Raw genomic sequence first — 22,215 nt, forward strand, 5'->3', positions numbered from 1 at the left:
AAAATGACAGCATATTCAATCGTTGAATTATTAACACGTGCATTTGAAGAAAAAGCATCTGATCTTCATTTAACAAAAGGTATTCCACCTGTATATCGTGTCCATGGGCAACTGGAGCATTATGGCACAGACCCACTTGAAACAGAGGATTTGAAGGCAATGGTAAAGGTCATTCTTCCTGTCCATAAACAACAGGAATTTGAAGATAAGGGAGAAACGGACTTTAACTTTTCATTGCCTGGGAAATGTCGTTTCCGTGTCAATGCATACCATCAGCGAAATGAAGTGACGATTGCGGCTCGTTTAATTGAGGCTAAAATTCCTTCTATTGAAGCACTCAATATGCCACAGGTGTTATATAAGCTTGCGGAAAAACCACAAGGCTTAATTTTAGTAACTGGCCCAACAGGCTCAGGGAAATCAACTACCTTGGCAGCAATGATAGATCATATCAATGAAACAAGATCTAAACATATTATTACGTTAGAGGATCCGATTGAATATTTGCATACACATAAGAAGTCTGTCATCAATCAACGTGAGATTGGTGTCGATACAATGAGCTTTGCCAATGGTTTACGTGCATCATTACGTCAGGATCCAGATATTATTTTAGTTGGGGAGATGCGAGATTATGAAACCATTTCAACGGCTATTACAGCTGCTGAAACAGGGCATTTAGTCATGGCTACACTGCATACAAGTAGTGCACCGACGACGATCGACCGTATTATCGACGTATTTCCACCACATCAGCAGAGTCAAATTCGTGTGCAGCTTGCGAATGTACTACAAGGTATTGTTTCTCAGCGTTTATTTGTACGTAAGGATGTAAAAGGGCGTATTGCTGCGACAGAAATTTTAGTACAGGCACCTGCTATTTCAAATTTAATTCGTAACGAAAAAATTCACCAAATTCCAAGTGTGATGCAGACAAGTAAAGCTTTGGGTATGCACACATTGGAGTATTCCATGCAGCACCTAATTACGACAGGTAAGATTTCACTAGAGGATGCAAGACCATATATGAACGCTGGTGATTATAGTTGACGATATTCCGTTATAGTGGTCGTACCAAAACAGGAGCACCTAAAAAGGGCATGATCGAGGCACCGAATAAAAAGGTAGCCATGGAAAAGCTTCGAGCACAAGGAATTAACGCACGAGAACTTCAGGAGTCAAATAGCATTTTACATAAAGATATTGCTTTTGGGACAAAAGTAAAGCACCAGGAATTTGTTATTTATTGTCGACAATATGCGACATTAATTCGTGCTGGCGTTCCCGTTGTTGAAGCGACCCATATTTTGGGTGAGCAAACACGGAGTAAACCACTAAAGCGAGCATTGATGCAGGTTGAAGAAGATATTCGAAATGGTATGGCATTTTCAGATGCAGCAGGCAAACACCCCAAAGTGTTCCCATTGCTATTTGTCAATATGATGCGTGCTGGTGAGGCTACAGGGAACGTCGACGATACATTAGATCGTCTTGCAAGCACACTTGAGAAGCAATACAACATTAAGAAAAAAATTCAATCTGCGATGACCTATCCAGCGATTTTATCGCTTTTAACACTAGTGGTTGGTATGTTTTTAATGGTGTTCATTGTGCCAACCTTTATGGATGCATTTAAGGAAATGAATTTGGAAATGCCGTTAATAACGGTCATTGTAGTGGGTATTAGTGATTGGCTCATTCAGTTTTGGTACTTTGTGATTTTAGGGCTATTGATATTAGTAGTGGGCCTACACTATTTCTATAAAAATAATAAAGAGTTTCATTATGCTGTCAATGTATTTTTACTGCGTATGCCAATCTTTGGACAGCTTTTGCAAAAGGATATTATCGCGAGAATGACAAGAACCTTGTCAACACTCTTTAGCAGCTCCGTACCAATCTTACAAGCCTTAACAATAGTCGAAAAGGTTGGTGGTAATCCGGTAATGGGTAAAGTGGTACTGGAAGCGCGCGATAATTTAGAAAAGGGTGGCACATTATCAGAGCCACTTGAAAAAAGCTGGCTATTTCCACCACTCGTTACACAAATGACCTCAATTGGCGAGAAAACAGGCTCCTTGGATTACATGCTCGAAAAGATCGCTGATTTTTATGAAGAGGAAGTAAACCGTGCCGTCGATACCATGAAGTCACTCATCGAGCCTTTAATGATTGTGGTACTGGCTCTAGTTGTAGGAGTCATCGTTGCGGCTATATTCTTACCAATGTTCCGACTATATGAAAATATGTAATGTTTACAATATTTATATGGATGCCCTTTTGTTCCGCTTAATGGAAAATATCTACTTAGATTTGCTAACAAAAGGAAGCGGCAAGTAGGTATCTTCATGGTTAAGTATTAAAGGAGAGACTGGACATGGAAATTAGGGTAAAGAACGAAAAGGGCTTGACATTAGTCGAGTTATTGGCAGTCATTGTTATTCTAGCTATCGTTGCTGCTATTGCAATTCCAGCTATAGGTAATGTCATTGATAATTCACGTTATAAGGCATTAAAGGCAGATGCCATCAATGTTATTCATGCCGCGCAGTTTTATTTTATGGAGCATCCAACCGCTGATCAATGGCAAATCGTCGAAGTGGAAAAATTAGTATCCGACGGGTATTTAGACAGTGCAGGCAAAATATTAGAGGCAGATAAAGAAGGTCAGAGTGCCAATGTCCAATTTATCGAGGGCACCTACTACTTCAATGCGCATGCGATTTATTACAGCAACGGAAAATATATAAATTTTGATAATGCCACCTTACAGCATATTGCAGATGATATTCGCAAGGGCAGCAAGGGAACAGGTGGCAAATGTATTGGGCGAGATTGTGCAGCTTCGCCATAATGTTCAGAAGCGCGTGTACACACACTTCATATATAACTACTAAGGAGGATTTCATTATGTTAAAAAAATGGAAAAATAAAAAACTATTGAAAAATGAGAAAGGTTTAACATTAGTTGAACTATTAGCTGTAATTGTTATCCTAGCAATTATCGCAGCAATCGCTGTACCTGCAATTGGTAATATTATTAATAAGTCGAAGGACCGTGCGATTTTAGCAGAGGCCTCAAATATTCTAGCGGGAGCTAAAATTGCTTATATTGATGGGGCATGTGTGGATAATTCTTGTAGTAATACTGAGTTAAAAGATTTTGTGGATGGTATAGAGCTACAGTCTGGTGATAAAGTAGAATATGATGAGGCTAACAAAGTGTGGAAAATAACTTACAAAAGGTTAGGCGATGTAAAGTTACAAGAGTTTAAGGAAAATATCTCTTCAAATCTTATAACGGAAGCTAATTTAAATAAAAACTTGACAAAGGCTGGCGTTACAACAAATCAATAATTAGTCCTCCCAACCCACTCAGAAGCGTAAGAAAATTTGCGTTTCTGGCTGGGAAATGGATGACTAATTGAAAAAAACAATTATACTGAATAGGATAAGGAGGTCTTTTCACATGTTTAAGAGAAAAAGAAAGTCGCATGTTTCGATTGAACTGAAGGATTATGTGCTCCGTGCGATTGTGGCGAAAGGACCAGAGCCTAATCAGTGGCAGGGCTATGAATACCCTTTAGCAGCTGGAATCGTTGAAAATGGAACGATTATCGATGAGGTAGCTCTTTTTGAGGTGATTAAAGAGCAAGTAATGAAATGGACAGGGAAAAAACAGGCTGTTCGCATGTTTGTCCCTGATACGACGGTTCTATTAAAAAACTTTGAGCACCCTAAAGATGTAAAGCCTCAGGAATTACGAGGCTATGCTGAAATGGAATTGGGACATTCCATTCATTTACCATTTCAGGACCCTTTAATTGATGTGTATGATGCAGAGGCCGAGGATGGCAAGGCTATCTTATTTGCTGCGCCTTCTGAAGAGATTACGAAACTGGTAGGGATGCTGTTAGATGTTTCATTAGAACCCGAAGCTGCCGATATACGTGCGCTTTGTAATATACGCTTATTAGAGCACATGTCCTTATTAATGCCAAATAAAACATATTTAATAGCAGAATGGTCGATTAATGAACTCTCGATCAGTATTTTTTCCAATGGCCAAGTGGAGTTTTTGCGCTATCAAACCATTGAAGTAGATATGACGCAATGGCAGGGGAAGAAAGAGAATGAATTTAGCTATCAATTTATTTATAATGGCGAATCAGAGAATTATCAAATGGTTGTAATGGATCAGGTTCTAGAGATTGATCGGATGATGAATTTCTTTAAGTTTTCTTTACATAAAGGTGAAAAAACAGTGGATGAAATTATCATGCTTGGCGATAACCCCCTATTGAAAGCAATTGGGAACTTACTCGCTTCTAATTTAGAACCACCACTGAGGGTTGTCGATGGGAAAAAAATTGAGAAATCGTTTCCTCGCTTTAAGCGAGAATTTTCAACGTTGCTTGGCTTAGCTTTGAAGGAGGTTCGTTAATGGTTCCAGATATAAACCTCTTACCACAACTTGAAAAAAGAACCACCTCTCCCAAGCTTTTTTATAGCTTGGTGATTGTCATTGTGGGACTTATTGTAGCTTATTTACTTTTTTTATTTTTTACATCAAAAGGTGAATTATCACGATTGACTGCAGAGGAACAGGCATTAACAACACAGCTTGATCAATTGCAGCAGGAGCTAGACGCACGACAAAGTGTCGATCAGGGTTCGTTGGAGGAGTCTGTGACTTTTATTCAAAGCGTTTCTTATCCTGTAACACCGTTAATTGATGAAACAAAAACTTTATTACCAACTCATTCCTATTTACGTAGCTATGTTTTCGGAGAGAACTCGGTGAATATTGAAGTGGATTTTGAAACGATGACAGATATATCGAAATATGTTGAGCGACTTTTAATGAGTAGCTATTTTACAGATGCTCAAATTAACACGGTCTCAAACTTTGAAATAGAGCTAGGTGAACAAAGGGCGTTAACACCACAACAAAAATTTAAAGAAGTACCGCGATATTCAGTGTCCATCACAGCAACAATCGATTTTATGTATTTAGCTGGAGGACGACGCTCATGAATAAAATAACAAGTAGTAAAAATTCATCTATGATCTTGTTACTGGCGCTGATAGCTGCTATTTTATTTGCGCTGTATTATTATTTACTGTCACCAAAATTGGATGAGGTGAATGAAAAAAAGAATCATGTATTGCAGGTGCAGCAAGAATTAGCTAATGTCAAAGAACAACTAGCACAATTAGACAAGGAGCAGGGACAGCCTACTATCAATATATTAGCCTTAAGACAAAAGCTACCTGCCACAAGAGCCGTTGAAAAGATTATTCTTGATTTAGCTGAGATTGAAGAGGTGACAGGAACTCGTATACTGTCTTTAACGGTTCAAGGTGAGGGCGGCACTGTGACACCTTCTGAGGTATCGAATGATCTCAACATGTTGGAGCAGGCTGAGGCAGAGGTCAATGGTGATCAGCAGAACAAAGAGAGTATTACACCGATTGCCTCTCTTTCGGAGGACTCTTTACCAACTAATCTAAAGCTTATTACGTTTATATTAGAGGTGGGTGCGCTTGATTTTAATTCTCTTGAAAGCTTTTTACAGGAGGTTGAACAATTAGAGCGTGTCATGAAAACCGATAAGATTGAATTTAAATTGCCTGGAGAGCAGGCACAGCTTGAGAAAGATGCAGATCTTACGTTAAAGGCAACAGTGCAAGTGACGACGTTCTATTACGAAGAACAACAATAACTTTATTTTATAGGCGCACCATACTTCAATTGTATGGGCGCCTATTGGTTTAGGAGGACATGAAATTGGAAATGGCTTATACGATCTTTATTTTTTTATTTGGACTTGTCTTTGGCTCTTTTTATAATGTAGTTGGCTTACGTGTACCACAGAAGGAGTCGATTGTACATCCTCCTTCACATTGTCCAAAATGTCAGAGACGACTGACGGCGCTTGATTTAGTACCAGTTTTGTCTTATGTATTTTTAGGAGGAAAATGTCGGGGGTGTGGCAATAAAATTTCTTGGGTTTACCCAGTCATAGAATTAATGACAGGTGTATTATTTGCCTTTGCTTATTGGCAACTAGGCTGGGGCATAGAATTGATAGTAGCGTTCCTTTTTATCTCCTTATTAGTTATTATCGTTGTGTCAGATTTGGCCTATATGCTAATTCCTGATAAGGTGTTAGTATTCTTTTTACCTGTGCTAGTTATTGGACGAGTGCTGTCACCATTAACACCGTGGTGGGACTCTCTTGTGGGTGCTGTGGTTGGTTTTGGCATATTATATATCATTGCTGTGCTATCGAACGGTGGCATGGGTGGAGGCGATATTAAATTATTCTTTTTAATTGGTCTCGTTCTGGGTACGATTGATACACTGTTAACGCTATTTTTAGCTGCAGTGATTGGTATGATTGTCGGGATTACCATGTTATCGAAAAACAAACAGGGGAGAAAAACACCCATTCCGTTTGGGCCATCTATTGCATTGGCCGCAGTTATTGTTTTTTTCTATGGCGATCGATTAATCAATTGGTATCTAGGCTTTTGGTAATTGTTCAATTTTCAGGAATATGGAGGGAAGCAAGTGAAACCGATTATTGGTATTACAGCCTTTGTTGAGGATGATTTATCCTCTCGATTAAATGTGGCTTACAGCAAAAGCATCATTGAAGCTGGTGGAATTCCATTGATTATTCCAATTGGGGTAGAAGAAGAGGCAGCACAGATTTTAGCCCTTACAGACGGTTTATTATTATCTGGTGGTTATGATGTGCACCCATTTCTATTCGGGGCTGAGCCTTCATTAAAGCTTGGGAAAATTCACCCCGCGCGAGATACGGTCGAGTTAGCATTAATTGAAGCCGCATTCCAACGGAAGATGCCTATTTTCGGGATCTGTCGAGGAATTCAAATGCTAAATGTTGCTTTAGGTGGTACCTTATATCAGGATATTGATAGTGATCATTTTAGCACTAAATTACTTCAACATATGCAACAATCAGGTCGAGCTGTAGCTACCCATTCTGTACAGATTATTGCTGACAATCTATTAGCGACTATCGTTGAACAAGAGAAGATAGCAGTGAATTCATTTCATCATCAAGCGGTGAATGTGTTAGCAGAAAAATTAAAAGTAGCAGCAAAATCCAGCGACGGTATTATCGAAGCGGTAGTTCATGAGGAGATGCCATTTTGCTTGGCTGTTCAGTGGCATCCTGAGGAACTAGCCATAGCAGGAGATGAGAGTGCCCAAAAGCTATTTTCAGCCTTTGTGGAAGCGAGCATAAAATTTAAGAAGGAAGCTTAGAAGAGGCATTGTACAAAGAATCCAATCGGAGGTGGATTCTTTTTTGCGTAAAAAAGAGGATACATGCTCTTAAAAGGAACATAATCCTCAAAACCTGCTTTAATCGTTAATGTACACGTCTGTAAAGACCTACAACTTGTCCTAAAATAGAAACTTGATCCACTATAATAGGTTCCATAGAAGAATTTTCAGGCTGTAAACGGAAATGGTTTTTCTCTTTAAAGAAACGTTTTACAGTTGCTTCATCTTCAGCTGTCATAGCTACAACAATATCCCCATTATTAGCTGTTGCCTTTTGTTTTACAATGACTAAATCTCCATCTAAAATCCCAGCTTCAATCATTGATTCTCCCATAATTTCTAGCATGAACAATTGATCTTCACTTGTGCCGTACGTATCGGGTAATGGGAAGTATTCTTCAATGTTTTCAATTGCTGTAATTGGAGAACCAGCTGTAACCTTCCCGACAAGTGGAACATGGATCACCTGTTGCTTTTGGATGGATTCTTCAGGCTCTAAAATTTCAATTGCACGTGGCTTTGTTGGATCTCGACGAATAAAGCCTTTTTGTTCTAATCGAGCTAAATGTCCATGAACAGTTGAACTGGAAGCAAGTCCAACTGCTTCACCAATTTCGCGTACTGATGGTGGATATCCTTTAGCTCGTACCTCTTCCTTAATGAAAGCTAAAATGTCCTCTTGTCTTTTCGAAACTTTTTTCATGAGTGCTCACCTCTTTTTTTTCTAAAATCATCTTCTTATTTGATAGTATAACAGAATGCGAACACGTATGCAAACATAGGTTCGAAAAGTGTTTGACAAAAACGTTTGTTCGCTTTATTATGGGAACATACATTCCGAACAAACATTCTTAAAAAGGGGTAATGATTATGACATGGTTTAAGAAAAACACACATATCTCAATTTTAATAGGAGCTTGTTTATTATTTGCAGCATACCTTTACATTACAGATCCAGGAAAAGTTAGTTACGCAGAAATTGAAATTGAACATGGGGATAGCTTGTGGTCGTTAGCCGAGCAATATCGTGGTAAAATGAGTACTGATGATTGGATAAAGCTTGTAAAAACTGAAAATGAACTAGCAGATATTAAAATTGTAGCGGGAAAATCTCTAGTTATTCCTGTAGTGAGTGATCAAGCCAGTCCCATCAATACTATCGAAATTGCGAGAAATGAACAATGATAAATAATCAACTATCGGCTGTTGTCTATTGTCGCGTAAGCACTGAAAAAGAAACACAAAGCTCCTCATTAGAGCGCCAGCAGGAAGAGTTGCTGCGCTATGCTAAAGAGCAAGGCTATGCGGTGAAGGGCGTGTTTAAAGATCAACATAGTGGCTATGATGTAGAACGTGAAGGCTTACTAGAAATGCTTGATTTTATAAAAGACAAGAACATTAATGCTCTTTTTGTCCAAGATGAAACTCGTTTAGGACGAGGCAATGCAAGGATGGCTGTATTACATTTATTACAAAAGTCAGCAACTGATGTTTTTTCTATGCGTGATGCAGGCCCAGTCCAATTAAATGAAATGGATACGATGCTGCTTGAAATTTTAGCAATCGTAGAGGAATATCAGCGTAGAATCCATAATGCTAAAATTCGACGAGGTATGCGACGTGCTGTAGAAAATGGTTATCGTCCAGAAAATAATTTATCGAACCGAGGTAATCCGCAGGGGCAGGAGCGAAAAGATCTACCTGTAGAGGAAATTGTGAAGCTACGCAAACGTGGATTTACCTTTGAAGAAATTTCTATAACGCTTAGAGGGTTAGGCTTTGAGGTAAGTAAGGCGACTGTACATCGTCGTTTCCAAGAGCACCAAGAAAGATTAGCAGGAAAGTAATATTCCTGCTAATTTTTTTCTGTAAAAAACTACTGAATGGAAGAAAAGCTTTCGATAATAACATGATTAGGCAGTTGGAAAGGGTGCTCTTTATTTATTCGGTCATAAAACATGATGCCATTTAAATGATCGATTTCATGCTGTACAACGATGGCCCCATAGCCCTGTAACTGTACAATGCTTTCATGTCCATCGATGTCGTAAGCTTTGACTTTAATTCTCTCATATCTCGGTACAAAACCAGGGACAGGTCGATTTACAGATAGACAGCCTTCTCCCTCCGGTAGATAAATCATATTAAGGGAATGACTGATTATTTTAGGGTTAATCAGCATCATTTCTTGGTCATCAAAGAGTACAGCAAACATGCGTTTATTTACGCCAATTTGATTAGCAGAGAGTCCACTTCCAGGGCGAAGTTTATATTTTTTTGCTAGCGTTGGATTTTGGCTATTTTTCAGATATTGTAGCATGGCTAGGAGGGTATTACGGTCCACAGTGGTCACGGGTATCGGCACTTCTTGAGTTTGTTTTCTTAAAATTGTCGAGTGTTCTTTCACGAAGTCCTTCATTGTAATCATATAATTTGGGTGAAATTTAGTCATAGATAAATACCTCATCAATACGGCTATTGAGAACCTTAGCAATCTTAAAAGCTAATTCTAGGGTCGGATCATATTTATCATTTTCAATACTATTAATGGTCTGTCTCACAACTCCACATTCTTTTGCAAGAGCAGCTTGTGTTATGCCTAATTTTTTTCTTAAAATTTTGATAATGTTCTTCAGAATTATCCCTCCATTTTGTCTAAAGTATTAGACATATATCATAAGATAAGAATCGAAAAATGTCCAACTGATTGGACATTTTTCAGTGTGAAAAACAAAACAGTCAATTGAAGGGTAGAATGGATTTCCGTTGCAGGCTACTTGCTTTCCTGTGGCACGCTGGCGGAACGGAAATCACCCCACAGCCTTGTTAAAAGGTCTCATTCTACTAATGACATCATTTTTCAACAACATGAAATGCCCGATTAATTGGACATTTGGGTTTTAAATCATCACTTAATACCAATTTTCATCAAAATTTAGCTTTAACGCATGCCCGAAACAAATACCGAAAGGAATAAAACCTCTTCCTCTTGCTGTAATGATATTTCCATCTTGTACCACTAGTTCATCTGAATAGTTATGAAGCTCAAAGCACCCTAACTGCTTCATACCATCAAAAGGTAGTCCTACTGTATATTTCTTGTTTTTTTAGACACCTGCTTTTGCCAAGAGGTAAGGGGAGCTAGAAATACTGGCAATCATTCCTCCTTTTGCAGATAGATAACGAATGAAATCTAGTAAGCTCTCTTCAAGTTGTAATGTAGAAATATTCATACAGCCTGGTAATAGTAGACTATCAATATCGTCAAGCTCTATTTCATTCACGGATAAATCAGCTATACAATTTAAACCAGATTCTCCTCTGATAGGTTTGGTATTCGATCCTAGTGTGATGATGGGTTTACCGCCTTGCATTAATATGGACAAAGCAACACTCAATTCATATTCACTAAATTGTGGGTATAATAACACCGCAGTTTTCTTCATTTCACACACCTCTTAGCTTTAGATCGTTCCATTCTTCCTCTAAAATAGCGTAATAGTATTCATCCCACCAAGTCTCTCCATGAGGTATGCATTTTTTAAAAAATCCTTCTTGGCGCATCCCGATTTTCTCCATGACTCGGTAAGAAGCAATATTCTCTGGCTGGCATGTGGCAATAATTCGATGAAGTTTCATTTTATTAAAACCGTGATCTAATAGGGCCTGAGCAGCTTCAGAAGCATAACCATGATTGTGATAGGCAGGATTCATAACCCATCCAATTTCATACGTATGGTCGCCAAAGTATTTGTGGAAAACAAGATGACCAATGACTCGCTGTTGTTCACATAAAACAATGGCGAAATGTTTTGCTTGCTCGTTGCTATTCTCTGTTATGAAATGTTGAACCTGATCTTCATTCAACACACCTTCTGGCATATAGTGCATGACCGTTTTGTCGGACATATAGCTATAAACAGCCTGCCAATCTTGGGCTTCAAATGTTCGAATAAGTAGTCTAGGTGTTGTGATGTTCATGGTAGCTCCTCCTATTATCTATCAAATTTTTCCTATTATTATTAGTTATACACCTCTAACTTCTGGAAGTCATGTAAATAATGGCTAAGAAGTGTTTTTAAGGGTTGGTATAACTGCATTTTAAGGGAAACCATGCTATACTTTGCATACTGAGGTCATTAAGCTAGGTACTGAAAGGTGTGTAACCATGTTATCAAAGGAAAAAATTAACCGAATTAATGAATTATCTGCTAAAGCGAAAAGCGGACAATTAACAGAGGAAGAAGCAAAGGAGCGCACAGCGCTTCGCAAGGAGTATTTAGATACGTTTAGAGCAACGATGCGAGATACGATTGAAAACGTTAAAGTGGTCGATGCCGAAGGAAATGATGTAACGCCTGAGAAGGTAAAACAAGCACAAAAAAATAAATTTCTAAATTAATGTGACACAATTCAATAAAGTATGTATGAAAACGCAAATAGTATAACAAAAAGCATTGTTTTCTAAAGCAATGTTGACTAAACTGTAAAAGAACAATATATAGGACGAGAAAGGATGTCACAATATAATGACTCAACACGCGGATCTTTTAGCAATTAATGCTATCCGAACTTTGTCAATCGATGCTATTGAAAAAGCAAATTCTGGTCACCCAGGTTTACCAATGGGAGCAGCGCCAATGGCTTATACGCTTTGGACAAAACAATTACGCCATAATCCAGCAAATCCAAAATGGTTTAACCGTGATCGTTTTGTACTGTCAGCAGGCCATGGTTCAATGCTTTTATACAGCTTACTTCACCTTGGAGGCTATGGTTTACCAATGGAAGAAATTCAAAACTTCCGCCAATGGGATTCATTAACACCAGGACATCCTGAATATGGTCATACAGTAGGGGTAGAGGCAACAACTGGTCCTCTTGGACAAGGAATCGCTATGACTGTTGGTATGGCAATGGCTGAGCGCCATTTAGCGGCTACTTACAATAAACCAGGTCATGACATTGTTGACCACTACACATTTGCGTTATGTGGCGATGGGGACTTAATGGAAGGTGTAGCAGCAGAGGCGATTTCATTAGCTGGTCACTTAAAACTTGAAAAATTAATCGTGCTTTACGATTCTAATGATATTTCTTTAGATGGTGACTTAGAAAAGTCATTTTCAGAAAACGTTCAAAAACGCTTTGCATCTTATGGTTGGAATTATTTAAAAGTGGCAGATGGTACAGATGTAGATGCTATTAATGCAGCCATTGAAGAAGCCAAAAAATCTACTGGCAAGCCAACATTAATTGAAGTGAAAACAGTGATTGGTTTTGGTTCTCCAAATAAATCTGGTAAAGCAGATTCTCACGGTGCACCTCTTGGTACAGATGAAGTTGTCTTAACGAAGGCTGCTTATGAGTGGGCACATGAACCGTTCCAAATTCCTGCAGAAGTTTACGATACATTTAATGCGGCTGCTGAAGTGCAAGGCGCACAGCCAGAGGAAGCTTGGAATGCAAAATTTGCTGCATACAAAGAAGAATTCCCAGCGTTAGCAGCTCAATTCGAGAAAGCGATGAATGGTGAATTACCAGAAGACTTTGCTTCTGAGTTACCAGTATATGAAGCAGGTAAATCTGTAGCAACTCGTTCTTCTTCAGGCGATGCAATTAATGCTATTGCGAAGAAAACACCTTCATTCTTTGGTGGTTCAGCTGACCTTGCTGGCTCCAATAAAACAACGATGAAGGGTGCAGGAGATTTCTCAGCAGACAACTATGCTGGACGTAACATCTGGTTCGGTGTTCGTGAATTTGCAATGGGTGCTGCTATGAACGGAATGGCTCTTCACGGTGGTTTAAATGTATTCGGTGGTACATTCTTCGTATTCTCTGATTACGTTCGTCCAGCAATTCGTCTATCTGCATTAATGGGTCTTCCTGTAACATATGTATTCACACATGATTCGATTGCAGTAGGGGAAGATGGCCCAACACATGAACCAATCGAACACCTTGCATCATTACGTGCAATGCCAAACCTCTCTGTTATTCGCCCTGCGGATGCAAATGAATCAGCAGTTGCGTGGGAGCTTGCAGTAGCAGCAGAAAAAACACCAACTGTTCTTGTATTATCTCGTCAAAACTTACCTGTTCTTGACGCTTCTATTGAAACCGTACGTGAGGGCGTAGCAAAGGGTGCTTACACAGTGTCTCCAGCTACAAAAGAAGTGGCAGATGCTATTTTAATTGCAACAGGCTCTGAGGTTTCCCTTGCTGTCGAAGCACAAAAAGCATTAAAAGCAGACGGTGTAGATGTAGCAGTGGTTTCTATGCCATCTATGGATCGCTTCGAAAAACAAGACGCCGCTTACAAAGAATCTGTTCTACCAAAAGCTGTTACAAAACGTCTTGCAATTGAAATGGGGGCATCATTCGGCTGGCATAAATATACTGGCTTTGAAGGCGATGTTCTAGCAATTGATAAGTTCGGTGCATCTGCTCCGGGTGAATTAGTAATGGAAAAATACGGCTTCACTGTTGAAAACGTAGTAGCAAAAGTGAAAGCACTATAATTTATAACAAATACCACAACACTCAGTGAAAAAAACATCAACTGAGTGTTGTGGTACTTTTTTTAGCGGCAAACACAGTATGTAAAAACTCCATAAAAAGGGTGAGCGAATGAAGAACTATAAAGTTGTGTTATTTGACTTAGATGGAACATTATCTGATCCTAAAATAGGAATCACTAAATCAGTGCAGTATGCTTTACAGAAAGCGGGCGTCATGGTGAATGATTTGAATGAACTGGAACCATTCATCGGACCACCATTACAGGTATCTTTTCAAGAAATCTATGGCTTCAATGATACACAAATAACGCAAGCAATTAGAGATTACCGAGAACGATTTACGGAAAGGGGAATGTTTGAAAATAAACTCTATGAAGATATTCCAGCTTTGTTAGCTCATTTAAAGCAACGAGGATATATTCTGACTATTGCCACATCAAAACCAACTGTCTTTGCAGAACAAATCGTAAAGTATTTTCAGCTAGAGTCCTATTTCGATCTTGTCGTAGGCAGCCACTTAGATGGTTCCCGGTCTGACAAAAGTGAGATTATTGAAGAGGTGCTTCAACAGTTTGACTCCTATCCAAAAGAGCGATTTATTATGGTTGGGGATCGAAAATATGATTTAATGGGCGCTCGGGAAAATCAAATCGATGCCATCGGTGTGACATATGGTTTTGGATCACTAGAAGAGTTAAAAAATGAAGAGCCTACATATATTGTGGACCATGTAAATGATCTCCTAAAATACCTCTAAAAACACGAAAAACTGCATGTCAGCATGCAGTTTTTTTATGTAGGGTTATTTAGCAAGTCCATTTTGGAATGCGTAGACGACGGCTTGTGTACGATCTTGAACTTCTAGCTTTGCTAGAATATTACTAACATGTGTTTTTACCGTTTTCAAGGCAATATATAGCTCATCAGCGATTTCCTGATTGGCTTTACCCTGGGCCATTAGCAATAATACTTCCATTTCACGTTCAGTCAATTGTTCGTATAGTGGCGTACTATTGCCGTGGCGCATGCGGTGCATCATTTTGGAAGTGACCTCTGGCTCTAATACCGTTTCGCCACCCATCGTTTTTCGAATAGCATCTGCAATTTGTTTGGCATTAGATGTTTTTAAAATATAGCTTACCGCGCCAGCCTCTAAGGCAGGATATACTTTGTCATCATCTAAAAAGCTAGTCACCATCATGATTTTTGCCTCAGGCCATGCTGCTAATATTTCCACTGTTGCCTCTGCCCCTGTCATAACAGGCATCACATTATCCATTAAAATAATATCTGGCCTTAGCGCTAGGGCACGTTCCACAGCCTCTTTACCGTTCTCAGCCTCACCTACAACCGTAATATCTGGCTGTGCTGAAAGATAGGCTGATACACCAATCCGTACCATTTCATGATCATCCACTATGAGCACTTGAATCATCGACATTGACCTCCTCCTTATGTAAAGGAATTTTAACCTCTACAATTGTTCCTTCACCAGGCACTGATACAATTTTATAGGTGCAGCCAATTTCAACTGCTCGTTCAGCTATATTTTGTAAACCGTATGATGTGGATTTATCTTCCTCCACATTAAAGCCTAAACCATTATCCTGAATTCGTAAAATAGCTAAGTCGTCTCGTGCCACAAGAAGTAATTCCACCTCACTTGCTTTGGCATGACGCAGCGTATTGGAGAGAGCCTCCTGTGCAATACGAAATAAATGATCTTCCTCTGCTTTAGTTAAGGCCATTTCTTCTAATTCATATTCTATATGGAAATAAACTTTTTGCTGAAGTTCAATAATCAATTCCTCTAAGCCTTGTGCCAATGTTTTATTGTGTAAAGCTACAGGTCGTAAGTGTAGCAGTAATGCACGCATTTCTAGCTGTGCCTGCTGAACAATTTTCTCCACCTGTTTTAAGCTAGTAGCATGTTCGTCATTTTCAGTTAACGCGGAGAGTAACATAGAGGCAGCAAATAGTTGCTGTGACACAGAATCATGGAGTTCTCTAGCTAGTCGTTGGCGTTCAGCAATAATACGCTCCTGAATAATTTTATCATTGGCCTCAGCCCGTTCATTGGACAAGCGCTGTAGACTTTTACGTTGCGTATCGATTAATTCACTCGTTTGGACAATTGCCTTTTTTAACGATTTCGGAAGAGCTTGTTTTTTAGGAAAAACAAAATCAGGCTCGATCAATTGTTTCACTATTCGTGTTGCCTGCGCTTCTCGTGCCCTTGCAGTCATACTGATCCAGCTGGCAAACAGGAAGCTAAGTATAAACAGGCTAACTATGATGATGCCACCTAGAGGGATATTATCGTAATTCTGCTGCCATAAGGGCTGCCATGTTTTTTCATCAGGATTGCCCCATAGTGCAACAAGAAGACCGAAAACAGCACTCATTAAAATAAAAAATAATGTAAATAATCTTGAGATAAAGGCTATCATTTTCGTAGCACCTCCAAATCTCCAAGCCAGGTTGCGACATGAATAATTAGTACACGTTTAGCATCTTCAGGGTTGCCGTCTGAGAAAGTAATACTTTCATTTACTATACGTTGCGGCCCTACGTGTAAGCAGGAGAGCTCACCAAATAACGTCGTATACTGTAAACGGAATGGAATTTCATAAGGAACATAGATTTGAACTTTACCGATACCTTGTCGAATTGTAATAAGACTAGTGCCAGCTGGTAAAATCGTTTGCGTTGTATCAATGGTAATATCTCCAGCGAGGCGCTGAATTTGTACATCTTGCCATTTATAAGCTTCTGTAGGCGCTGGCATTGTGCCAATTAAGTCATTTTTAATTGCAGGAAGCTTTTCAAAAAGCTCTGCACCAACTACTTTTGGCTCGTTTTCTCTTTGCAAGTATTGATAGAGCATATATAAGAGCATGATGACGATAAATAAACGTAAGCTCCACATCGTGAACAAAGCAATGGCAATAAAGAAAATTCCTGTCCATTTAAAAAATCGAACTTTTTTGGAAAAACTTAAATAAAGAAGTACAGCCCCAATCAATAAACAGAAGGCACCACCATTATTAAATATAGTTAGCTCCACAAAGACGAGTAAAAAGAAGCAAAGTACCCAAAATGTGAGCTTATTTGTTGTGAAATTTTGCATGAGGGTCACCCTTCCTTCTACTAATAGTATAAGAGAGGGAATGGGACCCTCTATTCTTAAACGTGAAAGAATGCGCCTTTTAATGTTGGCGCATTGCTTTCATTATACCATGTTATTTATTTTCAATTAGCAGTGGTGAGCTTTCTTCTACTGCTTTTTTTTCTAATTCTGCCAGTCTTGCCTCAAAAGTTGTAAGCTCATGGTCTTTATCGATTTGATAAGCTAATTTATCGATATATGCTTCTAAATCTTCAAAGTTTGTTTTATTATTTTTGGCAATCATTCCATCCATTTGATGATGGGCACGAGTTACATTTTCTTTCCCCATCAGCTGTAATTGACGTACTTTCATATCTTTAATTTTATGCTTCATTGTTTCAAATTTACGCTCGAGCTCGAAGTATTCACGAGTACTTGCTTCAATGCTCGCTTGTAATGTAAGGTTACGAGCTGAATAAGCTGTTACTTCATCCGTAGCGAAATCAATTAAATCCTGCTCTCCGCTAGATTTTGCTAATGCTAATTGAGATTCACGTTTCGCTAGTAAATCAGCGTTTTCTTTATATTCTTGCTCTAGCTTTTCTTTTAATTGCCCTTGTCGCTCTAATAATTTGCCTGTTTGTTCTGTTTGTTTTTCTGCTTCACGAATGTATTGATTTAACATCGCAATCGGATTTTTTTGTTCCTTCTTATCAAATAATTGATGTAAGTCTGCCTCTACTGTATATCTAAAACGTTGAAATAAGTTCATTTAAAATCGCTCCTTTTATTTTGTTAAATTTGACCATTCTTTTTCGAAGTTTGTAAACGGATCTTCTTCTTTTGTTCCTTCAATTGTTGGAATTTTTACATCTTCGCCATTCCATTTTTTATAGATAACATAGATAATGGCGATCGCAGCAAGACCAACCATTGCTGGAATGTTAGACACTGCTGATAGGACACCGATTAGACCAACTGTAAACCAGAAAATTTTACCGAAAGATGACTTACTAGCAATGTAGAAGTGCATGCCCAGTGCTACAAATAATCCAGAGAATAATAGCCCTGCCAGTGGTCCAATTAACGCTAGTGCAACACATGCTGCAATGACGCCTCCAGTTAATAAAAGAAATTTTTTCATTTGTTTTAGCTCCTTTCGTTTGTACCTTTATGTTACCTATTTACAAGATTGTCTAAAACGGACTCGAAATTGATTTTGAACTAGGTCTTGAGGCTGAGAGTCATCTAAGCAACCGCAATAAAAGGTTTTTGGCCGTGTTTAACAAGCTTTTTTTCTTGTTTTTGGAAAAATATTAATTATTTTTGGTTGAAAATACCATTTGTCATAAAGTCATTTATAGACCCGAAACTAGAATTTTTTCGACAAAAATAGAAGAGAGATCCCTCCTTCGTTTGACAAATAAACAAGATTGAATGAGCTATACTTATGAAAAAGAAACTAAGCGAAGGAGGATTTCTGGTGAGAACCTATTCTATATATAAGATAAAAGAAGAGCATTTAACGTTTATTTTTGGCAGAGAGCGTAAGTTGTTAGAGATGATGCAAGGTTGTGAAGATGCCAATGAGAAATCCTTAAAAGAGCTTGCATATATATGTGAATCCGTTCGTTTTGAGGAGATTGCAGCCATGTTAGAGCATCAACTTGATTCCAAATATGCACACCTAGAAAGAGCTCGTAATGCTTTGTTTTTAGAACATCCGATAAAAGGTAAAATGGCTATTTATTTAGTAGATCGTAAAATTTGTGTTTATTGTGAAGGTTCGCGAATGCTAGATTTAGATTTATTTCAAATGCTTGCTAAAATGAGTGAACGTTTTATTGCTTTTAATAAACAGGATAATGAGTGTGGGTGGTTAAAGCCGATGAAGTATACAATGCACTAGGAAAATTCACTACAATATATAGTAACACGCTATTATTTGGTGTATAATGGAGCGTGGAGAGTTTTTTCTCGGTATATTGTAGTGGAGGAGGTTGGTTGTATGCCTACATGGGGCTGGATTATTATCGTAATTATCGCATTAGCAGCGGGCGCAGCACTTGGTTTCTATTTCGCTCGTCAAGCTATGATGAAATATTTGAAAGAAAACCCACCTATTAATGAGCAAATGATTCGTATGATGATGGCGCAAATGGGTCGTACGCCGTCTGAAAAGCAAGTACGTCAAATGATGGCGCAAATGAATAAATTCCAGAAGTAATTTGGAATGATCAGAGCAACTAGTTCAAGCTTAACTAGTTGTTTTTTTATTTTTAATAGTATTTGAATAATTCTTAAAAATCATACAACTCTATCGGGAAACTATGTATAATGGAGTTACTATATGGAAGGGAGTTGTGTATTTTGCAAAAAGAAAAAACAAATGTAGAAAGTTTTGATCTAGATCATACAAAAGTGAAGGCACCTTATGTTCGTTTAGCAGGTGTGAAAACTGGCAAAAATGGCGATGAAGTATATAAATACGATATTCGCTTTAAACAGCCAAATAAGGAGCATATGGAAATGCCTGCATTACATTCTTTGGAGCATTTATCTGCTGACATTATCCGTAATTACTCTGATAATATTGTTGATTTCAGTCCAATGGGTTGTCAAACAGGCTTCTATGTGTCCTTGATCAATCATAATGATTATGAGGATTTATTAGCTATTTTAGAGAACACATTTACAGATGTGACAAAGGCAACCGCAGTGCCTGCCTGCAATGAAGTGCAATGTGGCTGGGCTGCTAGCCATAGTTTAGAAGGGGCTCAAGCATTAGCAAAAGAGTTTTTGGCGAAACGTGATGAATGGCATATTATTTTTGAAGATTAAATAAAATAAAAACCTTGCGAGTAAAATGACGCAAGGTTTTTCAATGCCCTAAAAATGGAATGGAATGACATTGGAAGAAGAAGAATCTCGATTGATTTTTTGATAAATAAAATTGTCTAAAAAATCATGAATTAAATCCTCATATTCATCCATATTTTCATTAAAGGACTGTGCATGTGCTCCCGTATCAAAAAGTTTTAATTTTTTTGGACCAGATTTTTTATTGTAGAGATCAAGTGACATGGAAGCTGGAATAAACGTATCGGGAATACTATGGATAAAGAGCACAGGTTTTTCAATATGTGTGACAGCTTCTGCAGGTGTTACACTTTTAAATGAGTAACCATCTCTAAGACGAACAAAAAAGTCAGCAAAACGAATAGGAATAATGGAGCCATATTTAAATTCAGTTTTTGCAATTTGTTTGAGTAACATAGAAAAGTCGGAGAACGCACAATCTGAGATATAAAAATCAGCGCCATCCTCGACTGTTCCTGCATAGAGGAGCATGGTTGCAGCACCCATCGATTCCCCATGAATACCAAGAATAGCATCCTCCCCAATCATGGCTTTTACTGTTTTCACTACAGCATCAAGATCGTTTTTCTCATAGTAGCCATAGCTTGTTGTCTTACCTCCAGATTCCCCATGACGGCGGTGGTCAAATATAACAGAATTATAGCCAAGTCTTTCAAAAAGGCGAGCATATTTCACGGAATTTATTTTATTTTCGGTAACACCGTGGCAAATGATGATCGTGTTATTTGTTTGCAATGGCTGAAACATAATGCCTCGAATTGTATAGCCATTTGGAGAATCAATATTCAGTTCACATTTCAAGTTTTTATTGTACCAAGCCTCATCAAAGCGCTTTGCGGTCGTTTCTCGTTCCCGTATAAATTCAGGGTCTTTTTGTTGGATATACATTAATTTATTGGAAAGCGCGAAGCCGAACAGACCTGTTGCAGCGGCGGCTAGCGTTGTTGTAATACCAGAGAATAAAAGCATCTTCTTTTTCATCATAAAACACCTCCACATGCTGTTTCTTATTTGTAATGTTCCCAACTAAGATTGTTTAAAACACGTCAACATTTTACAATATCTTTGGCAAAACTGCGATTATTTCTATTATCGAAAATCGTCATAATATTTGTTAAAATATACATATCTGCTAGTAGCATATGCATGCAGTGTTGATTCTTGAACGGGGAAAAGGGGAGAATGATTATGACAAACGAGGTAGTAATCGTGAGTGCGGTGCGTACAGCAATCGGCTCATTTCAGGGGACATTAAAAGACGTACCAGCGACAACGTTAGGTAGCATTGTCATTAAAGAAGCATTAGCGCGTGCTGGCGTAGCAGGAGAACAGGTCGATGAGGTCATTATGGGGAATGTTTTATCGGCTGGACTTGGACAAAATCCAGCTCGTCAAGCGGCAATTAAAGCGGGGTTACCTCAAGAGGTATCAGCTTTAACAATTAATAAAGTATGTGGATCAGGTTTAAAGGCTGTTCATTTAGCAACACAGGCGATTATAGCGGGAGATGCAGAGATTGTTGTTGCAGGTGGATTTGAAAATATGAGCCAGGCTCCATACGTCTTAAAAAATGCACGAGAAGGCTTCCGAATGGGCGACCAAAAGGTAGTAGATACAATGATTCAGGATGGCCTATGGTGTGCTTTCAACGATTATCATATGGGCATTACAGCTGAAAATTTATGTGATATGTATCAAATCTCTCGAGAAGAGCAGGATGCTTTTGCAGCTCGTTCTCAGCAACGTGCAGAGGCAGCGATTGCAGCGGGCAAGTTTGAAAATGAAATCGTTGCTGTTGAGATTCCACAGCGCAAGGGAGAGCCACTGCTTTTTAATAAAGATGAATTTCCACGAGCAGGTGTGACAGCTGAATCATTAGGTAAGCTACGACCAGCATTTAAAAAGGATGGCTCTGTCACAGCAGCGAACGCGTCTGGAATTAATGATGGTGCGGCAGCGGTAGTGGTGATGTCAAAGGAAAAAGCACAAGAGCTAGGCATTCAACCAATGGCGATCATTACAGCGAATGCTAGTGCTGGTGTAGATCCTGCAATTATGGGTACAGGTCCTGTAAAAGCAGTACAAAAAGCGCTGACAAAGGCTGAGATTACTTTAAACGATATCGATTTAATTGAAGCAAATGAAGCATTTGCAGCACAATCAATTGCTGTAGATCGTGAATTAAGCTTTAATCATGATAAACTAAATGTTAACGGGGGTGCCATTGCTCTTGGTCACCCAATCGGTGCTAGTGGTGCTCGGATTTTGGTAACGCTATTACATGAGATGGAAAAGCGTGATGTGAAAACGGGCTTAGCCACATTATGTATCGGTGGTGGACAAGGCGTAGCAACAGTTGTGAAGCGCCCTTGATGTCAATA

At 38.7% G+C, this 22,215-nt stretch carries 29 protein-coding genes; 18 read left to right on the top strand and 11 right to left on the bottom strand.

Going from position 1 to position 22,215, the window contains the following annotated elements; translation table 11 throughout:
• Positions 1–3: 3 nt before the first annotated feature.
• From LCP48_RS06275 to LCP48_RS06315, 9 genes are all read left to right on the top strand, one after another.
• A complete protein-coding gene (locus tag LCP48_RS06275) occupies positions 4–1,050 on the top strand; it encodes a type IV pilus twitching motility protein PilT (RefSeq protein ID WP_004232104.1) in 1,047 nt (348 codons plus the stop codon).
• A complete protein-coding gene (locus LCP48_RS06280) occupies positions 1,047–2,252 on the top strand; it encodes a type II secretion system F family protein (protein ID WP_004232106.1) in 1,206 nt (401 codons plus the stop codon). Before LCP48_RS06275 ends, LCP48_RS06280 begins: the two co-directional genes overlap by 4 nt.
• Positions 2,253–2,377: 125 nt before the next feature.
• Complete coding sequence (locus tag LCP48_RS06285) at positions 2,378–2,854, top strand: prepilin-type N-terminal cleavage/methylation domain-containing protein (RefSeq protein WP_004232108.1); 477 nt, start codon at positions 2,378–2,380, stop codon at positions 2,852–2,854.
• Positions 2,855–2,910: 56 nt separating this feature from the next.
• Positions 2,911–3,357: a prepilin-type N-terminal cleavage/methylation domain-containing protein gene (locus LCP48_RS06290; RefSeq protein ID WP_004232109.1), complete on the top strand. Its 447-nt coding sequence runs from the start codon at positions 2,911–2,913 to the stop codon at positions 3,355–3,357.
• A 112-nt stretch (positions 3,358–3,469) separates the two neighbouring features.
• Positions 3,470–4,444 (top strand): type IV pilus biogenesis protein PilM, encoded by a 975-nt coding sequence (gene pilM / locus LCP48_RS06295; RefSeq protein WP_004232110.1) that lies wholly within the window; start codon positions 3,470–3,472, stop codon positions 4,442–4,444.
• The gene (locus tag LCP48_RS06300) at positions 4,444–5,037 is read left to right on the top strand and encodes a PilN domain-containing protein (RefSeq protein WP_216485846.1); all 594 of its coding nucleotides are present in this window, start codon (positions 4,444–4,446) and stop codon (positions 5,035–5,037) included. The genes pilM and LCP48_RS06300 overlap by 1 nt, the downstream gene beginning before the upstream one ends.
• Positions 5,034–5,726, top strand: coding sequence for a hypothetical protein (locus LCP48_RS06305; protein ID WP_225340799.1), 693 nt, complete (start codon positions 5,034–5,036; stop codon positions 5,724–5,726). Before LCP48_RS06300 ends, LCP48_RS06305 begins: the two co-directional genes overlap by 4 nt.
• 65 nt (positions 5,727–5,791) lie before the next feature.
• On the top strand, positions 5,792–6,544 hold the full coding sequence (locus LCP48_RS06310; RefSeq protein ID WP_004232114.1) for a prepilin peptidase: 753 nt from the start codon (positions 5,792–5,794) through the stop codon (positions 6,542–6,544).
• A gap of 33 nt (positions 6,545–6,577) precedes the next feature.
• The gene (locus LCP48_RS06315; protein ID WP_004232116.1) at positions 6,578–7,300 is read left to right on the top strand and encodes a gamma-glutamyl-gamma-aminobutyrate hydrolase family protein; all 723 of its coding nucleotides are present in this window, start codon (positions 6,578–6,580) and stop codon (positions 7,298–7,300) included.
• Positions 7,301–7,406: 106 nt separating this feature from the next.
• Here the strand turns inward: LCP48_RS06315 and lexA are convergent, their stop codons facing one another.
• Positions 7,407–8,024: a transcriptional repressor LexA gene (lexA, locus tag LCP48_RS06320; protein WP_004232118.1), complete on the bottom strand. Its 618-nt coding sequence runs from the start codon at positions 8,022–8,024 to the stop codon at positions 7,407–7,409.
• Positions 8,025–8,191: 167 nt separating this feature from the next.
• On the opposite strand from lexA, the gene yneA reads away from it, so the two are divergent.
• Positions 8,192–8,506 carry a cell division suppressor protein YneA gene (gene yneA, locus LCP48_RS06325; RefSeq protein WP_004232120.1) on the top strand — a complete coding sequence of 105 codons (315 nt, stop codon included), beginning with the start codon at positions 8,192–8,194 and terminating at the stop codon, positions 8,504–8,506.
• Positions 8,503–9,168, top strand: a complete 666-nt coding sequence (locus LCP48_RS06330; RefSeq protein ID WP_004232122.1) for a YneB family resolvase-like protein — start codon at positions 8,503–8,505, stop codon at positions 9,166–9,168. Before yneA ends, LCP48_RS06330 begins: the two co-directional genes overlap by 4 nt.
• Before the next feature lie 29 nt (positions 9,169–9,197).
• Here LCP48_RS06330 and def read toward each other — a convergent pair whose 3' ends face one another.
• From def to LCP48_RS06350, 4 genes are all read right to left on the bottom strand, one after another.
• Positions 9,198–9,773 carry a peptide deformylase gene (gene def, locus LCP48_RS06335; protein ID WP_004232124.1) on the bottom strand — a complete coding sequence of 192 codons (576 nt, stop codon included), beginning with the start codon at positions 9,771–9,773 and terminating at the stop codon, positions 9,198–9,200.
• Complete coding sequence (locus LCP48_RS06340; protein ID WP_066036592.1) at positions 9,766–9,957, bottom strand: helix-turn-helix transcriptional regulator; 192 nt, start codon at positions 9,955–9,957, stop codon at positions 9,766–9,768. The genes def and LCP48_RS06340 overlap by 8 nt, the downstream gene beginning before the upstream one ends.
• A 471-nt stretch (positions 9,958–10,428) precedes the next feature.
• The gene (locus LCP48_RS06345; RefSeq protein WP_225340800.1) at positions 10,429–10,767 is read right to left on the bottom strand and encodes a DJ-1/PfpI family protein; all 339 of its coding nucleotides are present in this window, start codon (positions 10,765–10,767) and stop codon (positions 10,429–10,431) included.
• Position 10,768: 1 nt separating this feature from the next.
• The gene (locus LCP48_RS06350) at positions 10,769–11,302 is read right to left on the bottom strand and encodes a GNAT family N-acetyltransferase (protein ID WP_004232130.1); all 534 of its coding nucleotides are present in this window, start codon (positions 11,300–11,302) and stop codon (positions 10,769–10,771) included.
• A 187-nt stretch (positions 11,303–11,489) separates the two neighbouring features.
• Between LCP48_RS06350 and LCP48_RS06355 the strand changes: the two genes are divergently transcribed.
• From LCP48_RS06355 to LCP48_RS06365, 3 genes are all read left to right on the top strand, one after another.
• A complete protein-coding gene (locus LCP48_RS06355; RefSeq protein ID WP_004232132.1) occupies positions 11,490–11,723 on the top strand; it encodes a DUF896 domain-containing protein in 234 nt (77 codons plus the stop codon).
• A gap of 127 nt (positions 11,724–11,850) precedes the next feature.
• Complete coding sequence (tkt, locus tag LCP48_RS06360; RefSeq protein WP_004232134.1) at positions 11,851–13,845, top strand: transketolase; 1,995 nt, start codon at positions 11,851–11,853, stop codon at positions 13,843–13,845.
• A gap of 109 nt (positions 13,846–13,954) precedes the next feature.
• Positions 13,955–14,602, top strand: a complete 648-nt coding sequence (locus LCP48_RS06365) for an HAD family hydrolase (RefSeq protein ID WP_225340801.1) — start codon at positions 13,955–13,957, stop codon at positions 14,600–14,602.
• Between the two features lie 45 nt (positions 14,603–14,647).
• Here LCP48_RS06365 and LCP48_RS06370 read toward each other — a convergent pair whose 3' ends face one another.
• The 5 genes from LCP48_RS06370 to LCP48_RS06390 all read right to left on the bottom strand — a co-directional run bounded on the left by LCP48_RS06370 (position 14,648) and on the right by LCP48_RS06390 (position 18,098).
• Entirely contained in the window at positions 14,648–15,280 is a 633-nt protein-coding gene (locus tag LCP48_RS06370; protein ID WP_009370700.1) for a response regulator transcription factor, read from the bottom strand.
• Entirely contained in the window at positions 15,255–16,295 is a 1,041-nt protein-coding gene (locus LCP48_RS06375; RefSeq protein WP_004232138.1) for a sensor histidine kinase, read from the bottom strand. The genes LCP48_RS06370 and LCP48_RS06375 overlap by 26 nt, the downstream gene beginning before the upstream one ends.
• Positions 16,292–16,975 carry a cell wall-active antibiotics response protein LiaF gene (gene liaF, locus LCP48_RS06380; RefSeq protein ID WP_225340802.1) on the bottom strand — a complete coding sequence of 228 codons (684 nt, stop codon included), beginning with the start codon at positions 16,973–16,975 and terminating at the stop codon, positions 16,292–16,294. Before liaF ends, LCP48_RS06375 begins: the two co-directional genes overlap by 4 nt.
• A 112-nt stretch (positions 16,976–17,087) precedes the next feature.
• The gene (locus LCP48_RS06385) at positions 17,088–17,726 is read right to left on the bottom strand and encodes a PspA/IM30 family protein (protein ID WP_009370701.1); all 639 of its coding nucleotides are present in this window, start codon (positions 17,724–17,726) and stop codon (positions 17,088–17,090) included.
• Between the two features lie 15 nt (positions 17,727–17,741).
• Complete coding sequence (locus LCP48_RS06390; RefSeq protein ID WP_004232145.1) at positions 17,742–18,098, bottom strand: lmo0954 family membrane protein; 357 nt, start codon at positions 18,096–18,098, stop codon at positions 17,742–17,744.
• Between the two features lie 339 nt (positions 18,099–18,437).
• Here LCP48_RS06390 and sirA point away from each other — a divergent pair, with 339 nt between their 5' ends.
• From sirA to LCP48_RS06405, 3 genes are all read left to right on the top strand, one after another.
• Entirely contained in the window at positions 18,438–18,863 is a 426-nt protein-coding gene (gene sirA / locus LCP48_RS06395) for a sporulation inhibitor of replication protein SirA (RefSeq protein ID WP_004232148.1), read from the top strand.
• Between the two features lie 99 nt (positions 18,864–18,962).
• On the top strand, positions 18,963–19,181 hold the full coding sequence (locus LCP48_RS06400) for a YneF family protein (protein ID WP_004232154.1): 219 nt from the start codon (positions 18,963–18,965) through the stop codon (positions 19,179–19,181).
• Between the two features lie 110 nt (positions 19,182–19,291).
• Positions 19,292–19,795, top strand: a complete 504-nt coding sequence (locus LCP48_RS06405; RefSeq protein ID WP_051145727.1) for an S-ribosylhomocysteine lyase — start codon at positions 19,292–19,294, stop codon at positions 19,793–19,795.
• A gap of 48 nt (positions 19,796–19,843) precedes the next feature.
• Here the strand turns inward: LCP48_RS06405 and LCP48_RS06410 are convergent, their stop codons facing one another.
• A complete protein-coding gene (locus LCP48_RS06410; RefSeq protein WP_004232159.1) occupies positions 19,844–20,815 on the bottom strand; it encodes an alpha/beta hydrolase in 972 nt (323 codons plus the stop codon).
• Between the two features lie 207 nt (positions 20,816–21,022).
• On the opposite strand from LCP48_RS06410, the gene LCP48_RS06415 reads away from it, so the two are divergent.
• Positions 21,023–22,207, top strand: a complete 1,185-nt coding sequence (locus tag LCP48_RS06415; RefSeq protein WP_009370705.1) for an acetyl-CoA C-acetyltransferase — start codon at positions 21,023–21,025, stop codon at positions 22,205–22,207.
• The last annotated feature ends 8 nt before the right edge of the window (positions 22,208–22,215 follow it).

The sequence above is a fragment of the Lysinibacillus capsici genome, assembly GCF_020217405.1.
GTDB classification, from domain to species: Bacteria; Bacillota; Bacilli; order Bacillales_A; family Planococcaceae; genus Lysinibacillus; species Lysinibacillus capsici.

Excerpts from the sequence above, each read along its gene's own strand:
- LCP48_RS06275 (WP_004232104.1), top strand. The coding sequence starts at position 4 with ATGACAGCATATTCAATCGTTGAATTATTAACACGTGCATTTGAAGAA.
- LCP48_RS06285 (WP_004232108.1), top strand. The coding sequence starts at position 2,378 with ATGGAAATTAGGGTAAAGAACGAAAAGGGCTTGACATTAGTCGAGTTA.
- LCP48_RS06290 (WP_004232109.1), top strand. The coding sequence starts at position 2,911 with ATGTTAAAAAAATGGAAAAATAAAAAACTATTGAAAAATGAGAAAGGT.
- pilM (WP_004232110.1), top strand. The coding sequence starts at position 3,470 with ATGTTTAAGAGAAAAAGAAAGTCGCATGTTTCGATTGAACTGAAGGAT.
- LCP48_RS06300 (WP_216485846.1), top strand. The coding sequence starts at position 4,444 with ATGGTTCCAGATATAAACCTCTTACCACAACTTGAAAAAAGAACCACC.
- LCP48_RS06305 (WP_225340799.1), top strand. The coding sequence starts at position 5,034 with ATGAATAAAATAACAAGTAGTAAAAATTCATCTATGATCTTGTTACTG.
- lexA (WP_004232118.1), bottom strand. The coding sequence starts at position 8,024 with ATGAAAAAAGTTTCGAAAAGACAAGAGGACATTTTAGCTTTCATTAAG.
- yneA (WP_004232120.1), top strand. The coding sequence starts at position 8,192 with ATGACATGGTTTAAGAAAAACACACATATCTCAATTTTAATAGGAGCT.
- LCP48_RS06330 (WP_004232122.1), top strand. The coding sequence starts at position 8,503 with ATGATAAATAATCAACTATCGGCTGTTGTCTATTGTCGCGTAAGCACT.
- def (WP_004232124.1), bottom strand. The coding sequence starts at position 9,773 with ATGACTAAATTTCACCCAAATTATATGATTACAATGAAGGACTTCGTG.
- LCP48_RS06345 (WP_225340800.1), bottom strand. The coding sequence starts at position 10,767 with ATGAAGAAAACTGCGGTGTTATTATACCCACAATTTAGTGAATATGAA.
- LCP48_RS06350 (WP_004232130.1), bottom strand. The coding sequence starts at position 11,302 with ATGAACATCACAACACCTAGACTACTTATTCGAACATTTGAAGCCCAA.
- LCP48_RS06355 (WP_004232132.1), top strand. The coding sequence starts at position 11,490 with ATGTTATCAAAGGAAAAAATTAACCGAATTAATGAATTATCTGCTAAA.
- tkt (WP_004232134.1), top strand. The coding sequence starts at position 11,851 with ATGACTCAACACGCGGATCTTTTAGCAATTAATGCTATCCGAACTTTG.
- LCP48_RS06365 (WP_225340801.1), top strand. The coding sequence starts at position 13,955 with ATGAAGAACTATAAAGTTGTGTTATTTGACTTAGATGGAACATTATCT.
- LCP48_RS06370 (WP_009370700.1), bottom strand. The coding sequence starts at position 15,280 with ATGATTCAAGTGCTCATAGTGGATGATCATGAAATGGTACGGATTGGT.
- LCP48_RS06375 (WP_004232138.1), bottom strand. The coding sequence starts at position 16,295 with ATGATAGCCTTTATCTCAAGATTATTTACATTATTTTTTATTTTAATG.
- liaF (WP_225340802.1), bottom strand. The coding sequence starts at position 16,975 with ATGCAAAATTTCACAACAAATAAGCTCACATTTTGGGTACTTTGCTTC.
- LCP48_RS06385 (WP_009370701.1), bottom strand. The coding sequence starts at position 17,726 with ATGAACTTATTTCAACGTTTTAGATATACAGTAGAGGCAGACTTACAT.
- LCP48_RS06390 (WP_004232145.1), bottom strand. The coding sequence starts at position 18,098 with ATGAAAAAATTTCTTTTATTAACTGGAGGCGTCATTGCAGCATGTGTT.
- LCP48_RS06400 (WP_004232154.1), top strand. The coding sequence starts at position 18,963 with ATGCCTACATGGGGCTGGATTATTATCGTAATTATCGCATTAGCAGCG.
- LCP48_RS06405 (WP_051145727.1), top strand. The coding sequence starts at position 19,292 with ATGGAGTTACTATATGGAAGGGAGTTGTGTATTTTGCAAAAAGAAAAA.
- LCP48_RS06410 (WP_004232159.1), bottom strand. The coding sequence starts at position 20,815 with ATGAAAAAGAAGATGCTTTTATTCTCTGGTATTACAACAACGCTAGCC.
- LCP48_RS06415 (WP_009370705.1), top strand. The coding sequence starts at position 21,023 with ATGACAAACGAGGTAGTAATCGTGAGTGCGGTGCGTACAGCAATCGGC.